This window comes from Novosphingobium mangrovi (genome assembly GCF_022818885.1).
GTDB lineage: Bacteria > Pseudomonadota > Alphaproteobacteria > Sphingomonadales > Sphingomonadaceae > Novosphingobium > Novosphingobium mangrovi.
This window is the reverse complement of record NZ_JALHAT010000028.1, coordinates 1-15,547: the sequence shown is the minus strand read 5'-3', so window position 1 is coordinate 15,547 and position 15,547 is coordinate 1. Positions and strand designations below refer to the sequence as shown.

Here is a 15,547-nt window from a genome sequence, read left to right as displayed (position 1 = left end):
AAAAAGGGCCCGCGACCAGATGGTCGCAGGCCCTTCTCTCATTCTGTTCACCGCGGTCGAACCGCGGCAGTCAAGATCAGCGGTAGCAGACCTTCTTGACCGCTTCGATCACGCGATCCGTGTCGATCAACGCGGCGTGCTCGAGGTTCGCGGCGTAAGGCAGCGGAACGTCTTCGTTGCACACGCGGGTGACCGGTGCGTCGAGATCGTCGAAGCCTTCTTCCATGCAGATCGAGGCGATTTCCGAAGCGATCGAGCAGACCGGGAAGCCTTCTTCGGCCACCACGATGCGGTTGGTCTTGGCGAGGCTCTCCAGCACCGCTTCCTTGTCGAGCGGACGCAGCGTGCGCAGGTCGAGGACTTCGGCGTCGATGCCTTCCTCAGCCAGCTTCTCGGCGGCTTCCAGAGCCACACCCACGCCGATCGAGTACGAGACGATGGTTACGTCCGAACCTTCGCGCATGATGCGGGCCTTGCCGATCGGCAGGACATGGTCGTCGAGCTCGGGCAGCTCGAAGTTGCGACCGTAGACGAGCTCGTTCTCGAGGAAGACCACCGGGTCCTCGCTGCGGATCGCGGCCTTCAGAAGGCCCTTGGCGTCCGAAGCATCGTAGGGTGCGATGACCACGAGGCCGGGAACGCTGGCGTACCAGGGACCATAGTTCTGCGAGTGCTGCGCACCCACGCGCGAGGCCGCGCCGTTCGGGCCACGGAACACGATCGGGCAGCGCATCTGGCCACCGGACATGTAGTTGGTCTTGGCGGCCGAGTTGATGATGTGGTCAATCGCCTGCATGGCGAAGTTGAAGGTCATGAACTCGACGACAGGACGCAGGCCGCCCATGGCAGCGCCCGTACCGATACCGGCAAAGCCGTACTCGGTGATCGGGGTGTCGATCACGCGCTTGGGGCCGAATTCGTCGAGCAGGCCCTGGGTCACCTTGTAGGCGCCCTGGTACTCGGCGACTTCCTCGCCCATCACGAAGACGCGTTCGTCGCGGCGCATTTCCTCGGCCATCGCATCGCGCAGCGCGTCACGCACGGTCGAGGTCTTCATGTTGGTGCCATGGGGCACTTCGGGATCGCGCTTCTTGGGCTTTTCCTCGGTCGCGAGCTTGCCGGTGCCGCTTTCGGCCGAGACATCCTGGATGACGTCCGACTTGACCTGCTGCGCTTCGACCTTGGGCTCGGCGGGCGCTTCAATAGAGGAAGCGTCTTCGCCTTCGCCGGCCAGCATGGCGATGACCGTGCCGACCTTCACGCCTTCGGTGCCTTCCTCGACGAGGATCTTGCCGACGGTACCTTCATCGATGGATTCGAATTCCATCGTCGCCTTGTCGGTTTCGATTTCGGCGAGGATCGTGCCCGAGGACACTTCGTCGCCTTCCTTGACCAGCCACTTGGCAAGCTTGCCCTCTTCCATCGTCGGCGAGAGCGCGGGCATCTTCAGTTCAATCGCCATCAGTAGCGCTCCACCAGCACGTCAGTATAGAGTTCGGACATTTCGGGTTCGGGCGAGCTTTCGGCGAAATCGGCCGCTTCGGAGATCTGCTTGCGCACGGTCTTGTCGAGGTCCTTGAGCGTATCTTCGGACATGCCCAGTTCGACCAGTTCGGCCTTGGCATGTTCGATCGGGTCACGCTTGTCGCGGACGCCCTGCACTTCCTCGCGGCTGCGATACTTGGCGGGGTCGGACATCGAGTGACCACGGTAGCGGTAGGTGTTCAGCTCCATGAGCACGGGGCCATTGCCGGCGCGCACGTATTCGAGCGCGATCTCGGCGGCCTTGCGCACTTCAAGGACATCCATGCCATCGACCTGCATGCCCGGAATGCGGAACGCGCTGCCGCGGCGGTAGAAGTGGGTCTCGGCCGAGGAACGGTTGACCGCGGTGCCCATGGCGTACTGGTTGTTCTCGATCACGAAGATGATCGGGAGCTTCCACAGCGCGGCCATGTTGAAGGCCTCGTAGACCTGGCCCTGGTTGGCAGCACCATCGCCGAAGTAGGACATGGCAACGCCACCGTCCTCGTTGTACTTGTGCGCGAAGGCCAAGCCCGCACCCAGCGGCACCTGCGCGCCAACGATGCCGTGACCGCCGTAGAACTTGTGCTCGACACTGAACATGTGCATCGAGCCGCCCTTGCCCTTGGAGATGCCCGCGGCACGTCCGGTGAGCTCGGCCATGATGACCTTGGGGTCGATGCCGTAGGCCAGCATGTGACCGTGGTCGCGGTAGCCGGTGATGACCGAGTCCTTGTCGCCGTCGAGCGCGGACTGCAGGCCCACGGCAACGGCTTCCTGACCGATGTAGAGGTGGCAGAAGCCACCGATCAGGCCGAGGCCGTAGAGCTGGCCCGCCTTCTCTTCGAAACGCCGGATGAGCAGCATCTGCTCATAGAGCTTGAGCAGCTCTTCCTTGTCCGCCTTATAGCGCTTGTCGCCTTCGAGGGCCTGCTGGAGGCTGCCGAGATCGAAGTCGTCTTGGGTGGCTGGCGTTACCGGCGTATCGGTCGTGCCGGACGCGGCGTCAGTCTTTGTTTTGGGCAATGCTGCTCCCCCTGGGGTAAGGATGGCTTCGTCCACGCGATATAGGGAGATCGCTTGGATACGGGAAGCGTTCCAACCCTGAATCGAGGGCGATTCAAAGCACTTTTTGTACCATTCGGCGCAACTAGCCTTGCAAAAAAGTGCATAGCCGCCGTTTTCCGGGACGCGCGGGAGGGCGCGATTCAGGGAAGCAGGAGAACCTTTTCATCGGGACGGGCGACATTGAGATTGCTGCGCAGCAATTCGCCGGCAAGATCAGGATCGACGTGGTCCGGCGCAAGCAGGTTCACCCGGTTGCGCAAGCGATCACGCTTGTCCTGCAAGTCCGCGAGGCTCGTCCGGCGCTGTTCGAGCACGCGCTGGTTCTCCCCCCACGCGAGCAGACCGCTCGGCCCGGCCACGGCAAAGGCGCCCATGAGCAGAAGCGCTGCCACGGGCAGCCCCTGCACAAGTCGCTTTCGCACGATGGTGGTATCGCCCCGCATGGTCCTCATGAACTCGATAGAATCACAACTGATTCGCCCTGACAAGCGCTAATTCTAGGCGATTCGCCCATTTCGATACAGAGGCGCGCACATCGGTCCGTCCGATACCCGGAACGAATTGTGTCGATAAGTTGCGAGCCCCTGCGACGTGCCTTCCACAACGCAGGCAAGCGCGATTGGTTCCACGTCGCGGCGCGCCCCTTCCTGCGAGCATTTCCCAAGACTTTCCGGCACTTCCCTGCGAAGGCGCAGCACACGCCAATGCCCGCTAATGCGAATCTCTTGCAAAACTCTTGCAAACCTTCACAACCCATGCGAATGGTTCGCAACAACATACAGCAGACATCTCCGGGCAACGCTCGGAACATCAGGGGGACATACGATGATCACTGGCAAGAGGCTTGGGGTGCCTGCCATGATTGCTGCACTGCTCGCGACCAGCCCGGCCCACGCCGCGGCCGTCGCCCTTCCCGAGAATCTCTCGGTCGGCGCCATGTTCTGGCAGGCCGACTGGCTCGTCAAAGTCGTCATGATCGGCCTGGGTCTCGCCTCGCTCGCGACCTGGACGATCTTCGTCGCCAAGCTCATGGAACTGCGCAAGGCCAACGCCGCCGAGAAGCAGGTGCACGACCAGCTCGTGTCGCTGCGCTCGCTGCGCGACGCCGCGCTCGACGGCAACCTTGCCTTTACGCCGCTGGTGCGCGAGGCGCTCGCCGAACTGCGCCTCTCCAGCGACGCGCTTTCCGATCCCGAAGGCATCAAGGAGCGTGTCGTCTCCCGCTTCCAGCGTCATGAGGCGCTGGTGACCCGGCGCATGACCCGCGGCGTGAACGTGCTTGCCACGATCGGCGCGACCGCGCCCTTCGTCGGCCTGTTCGGGACGGTCTGGGGCATCATGAACAGCTTCATCGGCATTGCCGAGAAGCAGACGACGAACCTCGCCGTTGTCGCGCCCGGTATCGCCGAGGCCCTGCTGGCGACCGCCATCGGCCTTGTCGCCGCGATCCCGGCCGTCGTCATCTACAACCACTTCGCGCGCCAGATCGCCGCGCACAAGGCGCTCGTCTCCGACAGCGCGGCGGCCATCCTGCGCCTCGTCTCGCGCGACCTCAGCCGCGGGCAGGCCATTCCGCTCGCCAAGGAAGGCTGAGGCGCGATGGCGATCCAGATCTCCGACGGCGGCGAGGACCTGCCGGTCAACCACGACATCAACGTGACGCCCTTCATCGACGTCATGCTGGTCCTGCTCATCATCTTCATGGTGGCCGCGCCGCTTGCGACCGTTGACGTCAAGGTCGACCTGCCATCTTCGACCGCAGCCCCCGCGCCCAAACCCGAAGCTCCCGTCTACCTGACACTGCGCCAGAGCGGCGAGATGCGCGTGGGCGAGACGGTGGTCTCGGCCTCCGCGCTGGGCGAGGCGATCACGCGCGCCACCTCAGGCGATCGGGAGCAGCGCGTGTTCCTTCGCGCGGACAAGAGGGTCACCTACGAAGCGATCATGGACGCGATGAATGTCCTGCGCGCAGCTGGCTATCGCCATGTCGCCCTTGTGGGTGCTGAAACGGGCGCCGGAGCCTGACCATGCGCAGCCCCGACCTCCTTGATCCGGGCGCGCGCCAGCGCTGGGCCGGGGCCGCCGGTATTGCGCTTGGCGGACATGCCCTGGCGCTTGGCGCGGTGCTCCTGTGGAGCCGCGATGCCGCGCCACCCCCGCCCGAGCCGGTCGTCCTCGTCGAGCTGCCCGAAGGCGCCTCGGCCCCGGCGGCCTCGCAGGCTGAAGCTGAAGCAGCCGCCACGCCCGAAACCACGCCGCAACCGCCTCAGCCGACGCAGGCCCAGCCCGTTCGCCCCGAGCCGCTCCCGCCTCTGCAGACAGCCGATCCACTGCCGAGCGAACCGCGCCCGATGCCACGTCCCGTGCCGGTCGCCCTTGCACAAAGTGCGCCGCTCGCGGCGCCTCAGCGCGCGGTCTCGGTGCCCGCCCCTGCCCCGCCAGCTCCCGCTCCGGCAAGCCGTAGCTCGGGCAGCGGCACGAAGGGCGATGGCCCGGGCACCAGCGCCAAGGCGCGCAAGGCCCAGGCGGACTACTTCGCGATGATCGCCGCGCACCTGCAACGCAAGAAGAGCTATCCCAAGGAAGCCAAGAAGGCTCGCCAGCAAGGCACCGTGACGGTGCGCTTCACTGTCGCGCGCGACGGATCGGTCAGCGCCGTCTCGATCAAGACCTCGAGCGGGCACGATCTGCTGGATGGGGCCACGCTCGACCTCTTGCGCCGCGTGGCCCCGCTGCCGCGCATGCCGTCTTCCATGGAGCGCGACAGCGTCACGCTGGCGCTCCCGATTGATTACTCGCTGCGCACCGACTGAACGGCGCGCCGCCACAAGCCAGAACCAATCACATTCGTAATGAGGGAAGTTTCGTGAAAAAGAACTCCGGGGGAATCCTGCGTCCAACCAGCCTGCGTGGCTCGGGCCTGCGCCGTTCGGGCACGGCCGCCCTGCTGGGCGTGACCGCCGCCACGTTCGCCGTGCCGGCCATCGCGCAGGAGGTCGAGGACGAGGAAGAGATCCAGCTCGAAACGCTGCAGATCGAGGATCGTGCGGCCGACGTCAATCCGTACACCTCGCAGGGCGCGCCCTACAAGGCGCGCGTCTCGGCCGACCCGCGGCGTGTGAAGCCGCTTGCCGAAACGCCCGCCACCATCACCGTCGTCACCGAGACACAGATGGAGGAAGCGGGCACGACCGACCTGAAGGAAGTGCTGCGCCTGCAGCCGGGCGTCACCATCGGCACCGGCGAGAACGGCAACGCTTTCGGTGACCGCTACATCATCCGCGGCGAGGAAGCGCGCAGCGACGTCTTCGTCGATGGCCTGCGCGATCCCGGCATGACCACGCGCGAGAGCTTCGCGGTCGACCAGGTCGAGATCACCAAGGGGCCCAGCTCGACCTTCGCCGGGCGCGGCGCCTCGGGCGGCGCGGTCAATGCGATCACCAAGTCCGCGAGCACGGACTACTCGTTCCACAAGGTGGACCTGGGCGTGGGTACCGACAGCTTCTGGCGCGGCACGCTCGACACCAACTGGGCGTTGGGTGAGAACGTCGCCATCCGCGCCAACCTGCTCTACGCCAACCAGGACGTGCCCGACCGCGATCCCGCCTACCGCGAGCGCTGGGGCGCCGCCGTCTCGGGCCTCGTGCGGGTAAGCGAGGACGTGCGCGTCCAGCTCGACTACTACCATCTCACCGCCAAGGACCGCCCGGACCTCGGCGTCTACGTCGCGGCCAGCGACGAGAACGGCTACGGCGAAACCTTCGATGACCTGCCCAGCTATGCGCAGGACGAGGACTTCCTCAAGTCCGACGTCGACACCGTTACAGGGCGCATCTTCATCACGCCGATGGACGGCTTCGAGATCGTCAACTCGACCCGCTATGGCGAGAGCCACAATGGCTATGTCGCAACCGGCGCGCGCGGGGACAGCACCGGCGGCTCGATCTCGCTCAGCACCCATCAGGGCTGGCAGGACGTGAGCTACTTCGTGAACCAGCTCAACGTGATCGGCCGCTTCGAGACAGCGGGTCTTGCGCACAACCTGATCGTGGGCAGCGAATATTCCGACCACAAGGTCCGCAACGGCACCTACGCCACCACCACGCAAGGGGCGACCAACTGCGAAGTCGCAGGTTGGGGCGGCGTGCGTCCGGCCTACTGCATCACCGATGCCAACGGCGAGCAGATCATCGAGGACGGCGCGATCCGCAGCCTCCTGCAGCGCGACATCACGAAGGGCAGCTGGGACTCCTTGTGGCACATGCGCACCTTGTCCTTCTACGCGATGGACACCGTGGATGTGACGCCCTGGCTTTCGCTCAACGGCGGCGTGCGCGCCGATGCCATCGACTTTGCACTCTCCACCTACAGCGCGAGCAGCGACGCGCGCACGGACTACTACATCAACGACACCTTGTGGAACGGCCATGCCGGGGTGAGCCTGAAGCCGATGGAAGAGCTCATGCTCTACTTCACCTGGTCGACCGGCTCGAACGTCAACGGCGGCGAATCGGACCTTGGTTCCAATTGCGGTTACGGCGGCCTGTGCGTCGATCAGAACGTCCCGCTTTCGGCCGGCAAGCCCGAGAGCTCGGAGTCCTTCGAAGTCGGCGCCAAGTGGGACCTGTTCGATGACCGCCTGCTGCTCACCGTGGCGGCCTTCCAGACCACCAAGGACGATGTCTACGAAACCGCCGGCCGGGGTAGCGACTACACCCCGAGCGGTTCGCTCAACACCGGCAAGACCCGCGTGAAGGGCATCGAGATCGGCCTTGTCGGCAACATCACCGACCGCCTCTCGGCACAGATCGGCGGCTCGATCATGGATGCCAAGGTGCTCGACAGCTACAGCGATGCCAACATCGGCCTGACGCTGGCGAACTTCGCCGACAACCAGGTGACGGGTCAGGTCCGCTATCAGGCGACCGACGCCTTCGCCTTCGGTGTCACCGGCACCTACAAGAGCGCGATGTACGCAGGCCAGCCCGACGCGGCGGCAAGCTACAACGCGCAGATCGGCCGCTACACCTTCCGCGTGCCCTCCTCGACCGTGTTCGACGCCTTCGCCGAGTACAAGTTCAACACGAACTTCTCCGCGCGCATCAACGTCCAGAACATCGGCGACGAGGACTTCTACACCGCTGCGTACCGCTCGGGTGCCTTCCTCTACAAGGGGGACGAACGCCGCGGAACGATTACCCTGACCGGCCGCTTCTGATAGGCCATGGCGCGGCGGGCGTGCTCGGGCACATCCGCCGCGCTTGATATCCTTTCTTGCCCGGACACCGTAACGCATGCTGATTGTCATCGAGAACCTGCTCGGTCCCGACGAGGTCGCGGATCTGCGCGCGCGCCTCAACGACGCGCGCTGGATCGACGGAAACCAGACCGCGGGCACCCGCTCGATCGCGGTCAAGCAGAACCTCCAGGTCGACCGCGAGTGCCCGGTGGGGCGCGAGCTTTCCAACATCCTCCTGCGGCGCCTCGGCGAAACCCCGCGCTTCGTCTCGGCCTCGCTTGCCGAGAAGATCTGGCCCCCGGTATTCAATGCCTACCAGGACGGCGGGCACTACGGCACGCATGTCGATTCCGCGCTGATGCGCGACAATGCGCGCGGCCTGACGCTGCGCAGTGACCTCTCCGCCACAATCTTCCTCTCCGATCCCGACAGCTATGAAGGCGGCGAGCTGGTCATCGAGCAGGAGTATGGCGCGCAGGGCGTGAAGCTCGCGGCGGGTGACATGGTTCTGTACCCTTCCAGCAGCCTGCACCAGGTCACGCCCGTCACTTCGGGCCAGCGCCTCTGCGCGATCCTGTGGCTGCAGAGCGCGGTAGCCGACGCGGCCGAGCGTGCGCTGCTCTACGATCTCGACCAGTCGATCCAGGCACTTTCGAGCGACCGGGCCGTCGATGATCCCGACGTCGACCGGCTGATCCACGTCTACCACAACCTCGTGCGCCGCTGGGCGCAGGTCTGAGAGCAATGAAGCGCGCGCGCCTCTCGCTCCTCGTCAGCCTGGCGCTGGCCATTCCCGGCCTGCTCATGGTCTGGGACCTGCTCGCGAACGCGGCCTGGCCGATGGGACTGCTGTCGCCCAGCGGGGAGCTTGCCATGCGCCTGATGGTCCTGGCGATGCTGCCCGGCCCGCTTGTCGAACTGGTGGGGACCAACCGCTTCCTCAAGGGATGGCTGCTGATCCGCCGTAACCTGGGGGTTGCAGCCTTCGGCTACGGCCTGCTGCACCTTGCCTTCTACGTCATCGACATGACGCCCGAGGGCATCGTCTCCGAACTTGGCCTCCCCGGCATCTGGACGGGATGGCTGGCGCTCGCCTGCCTGCTGATACCCGCCTCGATCAGTTTCAACACGGCCGTTCGCAGGCTCGGCCGCCGCTGGAAGACGCTGCAACGCCTCGTCTACCCTGCCCTTCTCCTTGCCCTTGCACACTGGTTGCTGCTGGGCTGGAGTTCCACCCCCGCCCTCGTCCACGTCGCACCGCTCGTCCTCGTCTGGGCCGCCCGCGCGTGGAAACGCCATCGTATCCGCAAGGGAGCCTTCACCGCATGACCCGCCTGTTCAATTCGCTCGCCTGCGCGGGCCTTGCCCTCTCGGCCCTTGGCCTTTCCGCGCCTGCCCTCGCCGATGGCGACGTCACCTGCAAGGCTGGCCCCGAGGTCAACTGGAAGCCGATCGAGAAGCTCAAGAAGAAGGTCTGGCAGGAAGGCTGGACGCTCCTCAAGATGCAGGTCGAGGGCGATTGCTACGAAGTCTACGCCCGCAACAACGCGGGCCAGGTCCTCGAGGCGTTCTACCACCCGGTGACGCTCGACAAGCTCGTCGTCTATCGCCGCGGCACCGAGATCTACCGCAAGAAGGGTTTCTAAGGGGCGGCCTCTCCTCCGGCTGGATCGCCTGGTGGCACGTTGCCCACCGCCTTGTTCACCGCGATGAAGCGGGTGCGCAGATCGCCCTCGCTTTGGACAAGCTCGCGCTGCGCGCCCAGAACCGCGCGGCGTGCATCGAGCAGCGGCAGGTAGCTGACGTTGCCCGCCGCATAGTTCGCCTGCACTAGATCACGCCGCCGCTCGGCCCCGGCAAGCCGCGCCGCCAGTTCATCGCGGCGGCTCCGCTCGGCGCCATAGCCATTGAGCGCGTCATCGATTTCCTGCCAGGCGCTCAGCACCGTCTGCTGGAAGCGCACCGCCGCCTCGCGCTGCTCGATCCGGCGCAGCGCGACAACACTGCGGCGGCGCCCGCCATCGAAGAGCGGCAGGTTGAGGCTGGGCCCCACCGACCAGGTGCGACTGCCCCAGTCGAAGAGGCTTTCGCTGCGATAGGACTCCAGATTGAAGCCTCCCCCGAGGCGAATGCTGGGATAGAGGTCGGCCACGGCAACCCCGATCTCGGCCGTGGCTGCATGGAGCTGCGCGGCTGCCGCGCGAACATCAGGCCGCCCCAGCGCCACCTCGGACGGAAGCCCTAGCCCCAGATCCGGATCAATCGGCGCCCCCGTAGCAGCAGGCGGGTCGAGAAGATCCTGCAATCCCCCCGGGCGTTCTTCCGTCAGGACCGCCAGCGCGTTGATGAGTGCAGCCTCCTGCGCGCGCAGCGGGGCAAGAGTGGCCTGCGCACCTGCGCGCGCCATCGTCTCGCCTTCGAGCACCGTGTGCCCGTCGAGCCCGGCTTGGACCCGCGCGCCCACGATCTCCTCGCGCTCTGTCAGGATGTCCCGGTCCTCTTGCGCCAGAGCCAGTTGGCGCTGCACGCTGCGCAGTTCGACATAACTGCGCGCAACCTCGCTCGCCACCGCAAGGCGCGTCTGCTCCAGCGTTGCCGCCTGGCCTTCCACGCGGGCATCCGCCACCTCCAGCGAACGACGTACCTTGCCCCAGAGGTCCGGCTCCCACCCCGCGTCAAAACCGCCCTGAAAGAGGGTAAAGGGATTGGCGAGAAAGCGCGCCATCTGGTCGCGCTCGGCCTCACTGCCAATCACGTCGAACAGGCGGGTCGAGGCGCCGTTCTCACTCAGCCGCTGGCGTGTGACCGAACCTGAAAGGTTGACCTGGGGCAGGCCCGCCGCCTCCGCACCGCCGCGCTGTACCCGCGCCGCAGCAAAGTGAAGCGCAGCGCTCGCAATGTCCGGGTTCGCCGCCAGGGCGCGCGCCTCCAGATCGTTCAGCACCGGGTCGCCCCAGAGCGTCCACCAGTCGGCGGGCAGCGCCTCACCGTCCGTCGCCACATCGTGCAGCGCGGCATTGCCCGAGCGCCAACTGTGCCAATCTGTCGGGGCTTCCAGCGATGGGGCCGCATAGTCCGGGCCCACGGTGCAGGCCCCCAGCGCAAGTGCGAAGAGCAGGGGCGAAGCCGTCGTTCGTGCAAGCGAAGAAAGGTCGGTCATGCAGCGTCTCGCAGGTTCGAGGTTCAGGCCAGACGGTGGCGAAAGAGCCATGCCGCAAGCGGCAGTGTCAGCGCCGCGATCACGAACATGGGGATGAAGTCATGGTAGATGTCGGTGATCCCTGCGCCCTCCAGGTAGACCCGGCGCACAAGGTCGACACCGAAGCGCAAGGGGTTGGCGTAGGTCGCGACCTGAAGCACCTCGGGCATGTTGCGCACAGGCGTGATGAGACCCGAAAGCAGCGTCAGCGGCATGATGATGAGGAAGGTATAGAGCATCGCCTGCTGCATGTTGAGCGCGACCGAAGACAGCGACATGCCGATCCCGACCGAGGCCCCGGTAAAGCCCAGCAGGCCAAGGTAGAGCAGCCAGACCGATCCGCTCATCGGGATGTCGAACCAGAACAGCGAGATCAGCAGCACAATCGTGGATTGCAGCATACCGACCACGATCGAGGGCACCGACTTGCCGACAAGTATCTGCAAAGGGGTGAGCGGGGTGACGAGAAGCTGGTCGAAGGTCCCCTGCTCGCGCTCACGCGCGACCGAGAGCGCGGCGAGGAGCAGTGTCTGGAGCATGCTGAGCGTCGCCACCATGGCGGGCACGATCTGCCAGCGCGATTCCAGGTTGGGGTTGAACCAGGCCCGCCGCACCAGTTCCAGCCCCGGCCCGCCCCCGCGCGCCGCGTTAAATGCGGCCACCACCGAAGCCACATAGCCCGAGGCCGAACCCGCCGTTGTCGAATTGCGCCCATCCAGGATCAGTTGCACCGGTGCGCGGCGTCCGGCGGCGAGGCTCTCGGCAAAGTCCGCCGGTATAGCAATGACCATCAGCGCGCGCTGCTCGTCGATCACCTGCGCGATCTGGTTGGCGTTGGCGAGCGTGGCCTCGCGCCGGAACACACCCGTCCCGTCGAGGCGGGCGAGAAGTTCGCTGGAGGCTGCGCTGTGGCTCTGGTCGAGCACGGCGTAAGGCACATTGGTAAGATCGAACGAGGCCGCGTAGCCGAACAGCAAGGTCTGCACGAAAGCGGGCGCGAACAGGACAATGCGGTTGGCCGGGTCCTTGAAGATCGCCAGCAGTTCCTTGCGGATCAGCGTGAGGATCGGGAAGATCAGGGCGCTCAGGGCTTCCATCGGCGCGCCTTCAGTCGAGCCGCTTGCGCACGGTGCGCCGCGTCAGGAAAGTGAGAAGAAGCGCATAGCCCCCGAGGATTGCGCAGCTGCGCGCGACCATCGCCCAGTCAGTCCCAGCCAGGAACAGCGTCTTGATAAGCGTCATGAAGTGGGTGGCGGGCACGATCTGGGCGGCGATCTCGACACCAAGCGGCACGTTGCGCAAGTCGAACACGAAGCCTGACAGCATCATCGCGGGCATGAAGCTGGTGAGGAGCGCCACCTGGCTCGCCGCAAACTGGTTGCGGGTCGCCCCCGAAATCCAGAGCCCCAGGAGCAGCGAGACGATGAGGTACATCGTCGAGGAGACGAGGACCGCCAGCAGCGAGCCGCGGATCGGCACGTCGAAAAGGACGCGCGCGGCCACCAGGCACATGGCAAGGTCGACAAGTCCGACAAGAATGTAGGGCGCGAGCTTGGCGAGCACGATTTCGAGGGGCCGCACCGGGGTCACGAACAGCGATTCCAGCGTGCCGCGCTCCCACTCGCGCGCCACCAGCAGCGAGGTCAGGAACGCGCCTACCAGCGTCATGATGAGAACAACGAGCCCGGGCACCAGGTACCAGGTGCTGTTCGAAGTCTCGTTGAACCAGACGCGCTGCACGATCTCCACCTGTCCGGCGCCAGACAGCCCCCCCTCCCCGCGATCGACACGGTGCTCCAGTGTCTTGGAGATGGATCCTGAAAGATACGCTTCCAGCGTGCTGGCCGTCACGGAATCGATACCATTGAGCACGATCTGCACGCGAGCGCGGCCCGCCGCATACCGGCGCGCGAAGTCGACCGGCAGATGAACGATGGCATCCACGCGGCCATCGCCGAGGAGGTGCTCAGCCTCGGCCATGGTCGTGACCCGGCGCGGGGCGAGGTAGCGTGAGCCCTCCAGTCCCGAGACCACTTCGCGTGCGGCGACAGACGGGGTGTCGATGACGACCGCAACAGGCGCGTTGCGCACATCGAAGGAGAGGCCGTAGCCGAACAGCAGGATCAGCGCGAGCGGGAGCAGGAACCCCACGAGGAGGTTCGAGCGGTCGCGCACCATCTGGCGCATTTCCTTGCGCACCAGCGCGGTCAGGCGCTGGACAAAGCCCGATCCTGTCGCGCTCATGCCACGCTCTCCGGCGCGGCTGCCCTCGTCCGTTCGTGTGCCCGCGCGTTCTCGACGATGGCGATGAAAGCGCTGTTCATGTCCTGGCCGCGCGGGCCTGCCTCTTCGCGCACCGCGCGCGGAGTCCCCAGCGCAAGCAGACGGCCCGCGTCCTGGATGGCGATGCGGTCGCAGTACTCGGCCTCTTCCATGAAGTGCGTCGTCACGATGATCGTCACGCCCTCCTGCGAAAGCTGGGTGATCGTGCGCCAGAACGCGCGCCGGGCCAGTGGGTCGATGCCGCTGGTAGGTTCATCAAGGAACAGGATCCGTGGCTCGTGCAAGAGCCCTGCCGCCATCGCAAGGCGCTGTTTGTAGCCGTGCGGAAGATTGCCGCTCTGCGCCTGCGGGTCGAGATCGAAGCGGGCCTCGATGGCGCGCAGCCGCGCGCGCAGGGTCCGGCCACGCAGGCCGTAGGCACCGCCGAAAAACTCCAGGTTCTCGCGCACCGAGAGGTTCGCATAGAGCGAGAACTTCTGCGCCACGTACCCGATGCGCCGCCGCGCCGTCGCGCGCGCCTGGCGCAGGTTCACCCCCGCCACCTCGAGGTGGCCGCTACTCGCCGGAAGCAGCCCGCAAAGCATGCGGAAAGTGGTTGTCTTGCCCGCGCCATTGGGCCCCAGGAGACCGAATATCTCGCCCGGCCGAACATCGAAACTGGTGCTGGCGACCGCGGTAAAGTCGCCGAAGCGGCGCACCAGGTCGCGCACGACGATGATCGGCGCGCTGTCCTGCTCCCGCTCCAGTCCGGCGCTGGACAGGGCCGCTTCCCCGCCCTGATCCGGCCCGCCCTGTTCGGGCGCTGTCGGCTTCACTTCCTCCTCGTGCGCGCGCAGCAGAAGCATGAAGGCGTCTTCCAGTTCCTCCTCGCGCGCGCGCGCTTCGCAGCCAGCCAGGAGATCGCCCAGACTGTCGGCTGCGCATTCGGGTCGGCGGATGAAATGGACCTCGCCCCCGCTCGGCACGGCATCGACGATCCGGTCCGGCGCGTCGATCAGGCGCGCCTGCAAATCGCGGGCGGGTTCGCCTTCGCGCGGCGCGGCAACGTAGGTGAGCCCGGCAACCTGCGCGCGCAGTTCACCGGGCGTTCCTTCGGCCAGCTGTTCGCCCTTGTTGAAGACATGGACCCGTTCGCAGCGCGCCGCCTCGTCCATGTAGGCCGTGCTGACGAGGACGCTGAGGCCCTCTTCGGCAATCATCTGCTCGATGATCTCCCAGAGATCGCGGCGCGAGAGAGGATCGACCCCCACGCTCGGCTCATCAAGCAGCAAGAGGTCAGGCACGCGCACCAGCGTACAGGCGAGACCCAGCTTCTGTTTCATGCCGCCTGAGAGATTTCCTGCCGGGCGCGCGGTAAAGCGCGCCAGGTCGGTCATCTCCAGCAGCCGGGCGAAGCGCTCGCGCCGCAGGTTCGCGGGCACGCCGTGAAGATCGGCGTAGAGATCAAGGTTCTCCTGGATACTGAGATCTTCATAGAGCCCGAAACGCTGGGGCATGTAGCTGATGCGGCTCTGAATCTCCTGTGCGTCCTGCGCCGCGTCGTGCCCCAGCACATGCAGTGCGCCTCCATCGGCGCGCAGCAGCCCTGTGATCATGCGCATCAGCGTAGTCTTGCCCGCACCATCGGGACCGACGAGCGCAGTCAACCGCCCCGCTGCGACCTCGAAGGACACCCCCTTAAGGGCCTCGAAGGGCGCGCCGTCCGGGCCCTCGAAACGCTTGACCAGATCGCGCGCGACGATGATCGGCGGCGCACGCTTGACCTCTCCGGCCCCATGGCTGTCTAGCGTTGGACTCATTCGTGTCCACCGGTGTCCAGAAGCACCGTCACCGGCTGGCCCAGGCGCAGAGCCTCACGGGTGTCGGAGACGATCACACGCACCTCGTAGACCAGCGCCGTGCGAAGGTCTTCGGTCTCGACCGACTTGGGCGTGAACTCGGCGACCGAGGAAATGTAGCCGACCTGCCCCTTCACCGGCGCGTCGGGCGCGCTGTCGCTGGTCACCTGCGCCGCCATGCCGGGATGGACTCGCCCCAGGTCCGCCTCACCGACGTAGACGCGTATCCACTTGGGCGAGAGAAGCGCCAGATCCAGCACTGGCCGCTGGGGCGAAGCCATGTCTCCCTCCTCAAGCAGCCGCGCGCGCACAACGCCGCGATGGGGCGCGCGCAGCACGCCCATCTCGACGCGGTGGCGCAGCAACGCGGCCTGCGCTTCGGCGGCCTGAACCTGC

General features: G+C 66.0%; 15 protein-coding genes. 7 read left to right on the top strand and 8 right to left on the bottom strand.

The genetic code is table 11. The annotated features are described in order from the left end of the window. Positions 1-76 precede the first annotated feature (76 nt). The 3 genes from MTR65_RS14260 to MTR65_RS14250 all read right to left on the bottom strand — a co-directional run bounded on the left by MTR65_RS14260 (position 77) and on the right by MTR65_RS14250 (position 2,984). The gene (locus MTR65_RS14260; RefSeq protein WP_243801331.1) at positions 77-1,462 is read right to left on the bottom strand and encodes a pyruvate dehydrogenase complex E1 component subunit beta; all 1,386 of its coding nucleotides are present in this window, start codon (positions 1,460-1,462) and stop codon (positions 77-79) included. Further along, complete coding sequence (gene pdhA, locus MTR65_RS14255; RefSeq protein WP_226638457.1) at positions 1,462-2,550, bottom strand: pyruvate dehydrogenase (acetyl-transferring) E1 component subunit alpha; 1,089 nt, start codon at positions 2,548-2,550, stop codon at positions 1,462-1,464. Before pdhA ends, MTR65_RS14260 begins: the two co-directional genes overlap by 1 nt. Positions 2,551-2,732: 182 nt before the next feature. After that, positions 2,733-2,984, bottom strand: a complete 252-nt coding sequence (locus MTR65_RS14250; protein ID WP_327194342.1) for an FtsB family cell division protein — start codon at positions 2,982-2,984, stop codon at positions 2,733-2,735. 466 nt (positions 2,985-3,450) lie between these two features. Here MTR65_RS14250 and exbB point away from each other — a divergent pair, with 466 nt between their 5' ends. The 7 genes from exbB (at position 3,451) to MTR65_RS14215 (ending at position 9,477) form a co-directional block, all read left to right on the top strand. Then, positions 3,451-4,185: a tonB-system energizer ExbB gene (exbB, locus tag MTR65_RS14245; protein ID WP_226638524.1), complete on the top strand. Its 735-nt coding sequence runs from the start codon at positions 3,451-3,453 to the stop codon at positions 4,183-4,185. Positions 4,186-4,191: 6 nt separating this feature from the next. Further along, the gene (gene exbD / locus MTR65_RS14240) at positions 4,192-4,617 is read left to right on the top strand and encodes a TonB system transport protein ExbD (protein WP_243801329.1); all 426 of its coding nucleotides are present in this window, start codon (positions 4,192-4,194) and stop codon (positions 4,615-4,617) included. Between the two features lie 2 nt (positions 4,618-4,619). Then, on the top strand, positions 4,620-5,405 hold the full coding sequence (locus MTR65_RS14235; protein WP_243801327.1) for a TonB family protein: 786 nt from the start codon (positions 4,620-4,622) through the stop codon (positions 5,403-5,405). 53 nt (positions 5,406-5,458) lie between these two features. Further along, entirely contained in the window at positions 5,459-7,810 is a 2,352-nt protein-coding gene (locus tag MTR65_RS14230) for a TonB-dependent receptor (protein WP_243801324.1), read from the top strand. A gap of 76 nt (positions 7,811-7,886) precedes the next feature. Next, the gene (locus MTR65_RS14225) at positions 7,887-8,570 is read left to right on the top strand and encodes a Fe2+-dependent dioxygenase (RefSeq protein ID WP_243801322.1); all 684 of its coding nucleotides are present in this window, start codon (positions 7,887-7,889) and stop codon (positions 8,568-8,570) included. A gap of 5 nt (positions 8,571-8,575) precedes the next feature. Further along, the gene (locus tag MTR65_RS14220) at positions 8,576-9,160 is read left to right on the top strand and encodes a ferric reductase-like transmembrane domain-containing protein (protein WP_243801319.1); all 585 of its coding nucleotides are present in this window, start codon (positions 8,576-8,578) and stop codon (positions 9,158-9,160) included. After that, the gene (locus tag MTR65_RS14215; protein ID WP_243801317.1) at positions 9,157-9,477 is read left to right on the top strand and encodes a PepSY domain-containing protein; all 321 of its coding nucleotides are present in this window, start codon (positions 9,157-9,159) and stop codon (positions 9,475-9,477) included. Before MTR65_RS14220 ends, MTR65_RS14215 begins: the two co-directional genes overlap by 4 nt. Here MTR65_RS14215 and MTR65_RS14210 read toward each other — a convergent pair. From MTR65_RS14210 to MTR65_RS14190, 5 genes are all read right to left on the bottom strand, one after another. Then, complete coding sequence (locus MTR65_RS14210; RefSeq protein WP_243801315.1) at positions 9,474-10,991, bottom strand: efflux transporter outer membrane subunit; 1,518 nt, start codon at positions 10,989-10,991, stop codon at positions 9,474-9,476. The genes MTR65_RS14215 and MTR65_RS14210 overlap by 4 nt on opposite strands. 23 nt (positions 10,992-11,014) lie before the next feature. Then, complete coding sequence (locus MTR65_RS14205) at positions 11,015-12,127, bottom strand: ABC transporter permease (protein WP_243801313.1); 1,113 nt, start codon at positions 12,125-12,127, stop codon at positions 11,015-11,017. A 10-nt stretch (positions 12,128-12,137) separates the two neighbouring features. Continuing rightward, positions 12,138-13,274 carry an ABC transporter permease gene (locus MTR65_RS14200; RefSeq protein WP_243801310.1) on the bottom strand — a complete coding sequence of 379 codons (1,137 nt, stop codon included), beginning with the start codon at positions 13,272-13,274 and terminating at the stop codon, positions 12,138-12,140. After that, complete coding sequence (locus MTR65_RS14195) at positions 13,271-15,112, bottom strand: ATP-binding cassette domain-containing protein (protein ID WP_243801308.1); 1,842 nt, start codon at positions 15,110-15,112, stop codon at positions 13,271-13,273. The genes MTR65_RS14200 and MTR65_RS14195 overlap by 4 nt, the downstream gene beginning before the upstream one ends. Further along, positions 15,109-15,547 (bottom strand): HlyD family secretion protein (locus MTR65_RS14190; protein WP_243801306.1); only part of this gene is annotated, 439 nt, incomplete at its 5' end. The genes MTR65_RS14195 and MTR65_RS14190, both read right to left, overlap by 4 nt.

Coding starts and splice junctions, on each gene's coding strand:
- MTR65_RS14260 (WP_243801331.1), bottom strand. CDS start 1,462: ATGGCGATTGAACTGAAGATGCCCGCGCTCTCGCCGACGATGGAAGAG.
- exbD (WP_243801329.1), top strand. CDS start 4,192: ATGGCGATCCAGATCTCCGACGGCGGCGAGGACCTGCCGGTCAACCAC.
- MTR65_RS14200 (WP_243801310.1), bottom strand. CDS start 13,274: ATGAGCGCGACAGGATCGGGCTTTGTCCAGCGCCTGACCGCGCTGGTG.
- MTR65_RS14205 (WP_243801313.1), bottom strand. CDS start 12,127: ATGGAAGCCCTGAGCGCCCTGATCTTCCCGATCCTCACGCTGATCCGC.
- MTR65_RS14210 (WP_243801315.1), bottom strand. CDS start 10,991: ATGACCGACCTTTCTTCGCTTGCACGAACGACGGCTTCGCCCCTGCTC.
- exbB (WP_226638524.1), top strand. CDS start 3,451: ATGATTGCTGCACTGCTCGCGACCAGCCCGGCCCACGCCGCGGCCGTC.
- MTR65_RS14215 (WP_243801317.1), top strand. CDS start 9,157: ATGACCCGCCTGTTCAATTCGCTCGCCTGCGCGGGCCTTGCCCTCTCG.
- MTR65_RS14225 (WP_243801322.1), top strand. CDS start 7,887: ATGCTGATTGTCATCGAGAACCTGCTCGGTCCCGACGAGGTCGCGGAT.
- MTR65_RS14220 (WP_243801319.1), top strand. CDS start 8,576: ATGAAGCGCGCGCGCCTCTCGCTCCTCGTCAGCCTGGCGCTGGCCATT.
- MTR65_RS14195 (WP_243801308.1), bottom strand. CDS start 15,112: ATGAGTCCAACGCTAGACAGCCATGGGGCCGGAGAGGTCAAGCGTGCG.
- MTR65_RS14235 (WP_243801327.1), top strand. CDS start 4,620: ATGCGCAGCCCCGACCTCCTTGATCCGGGCGCGCGCCAGCGCTGGGCC.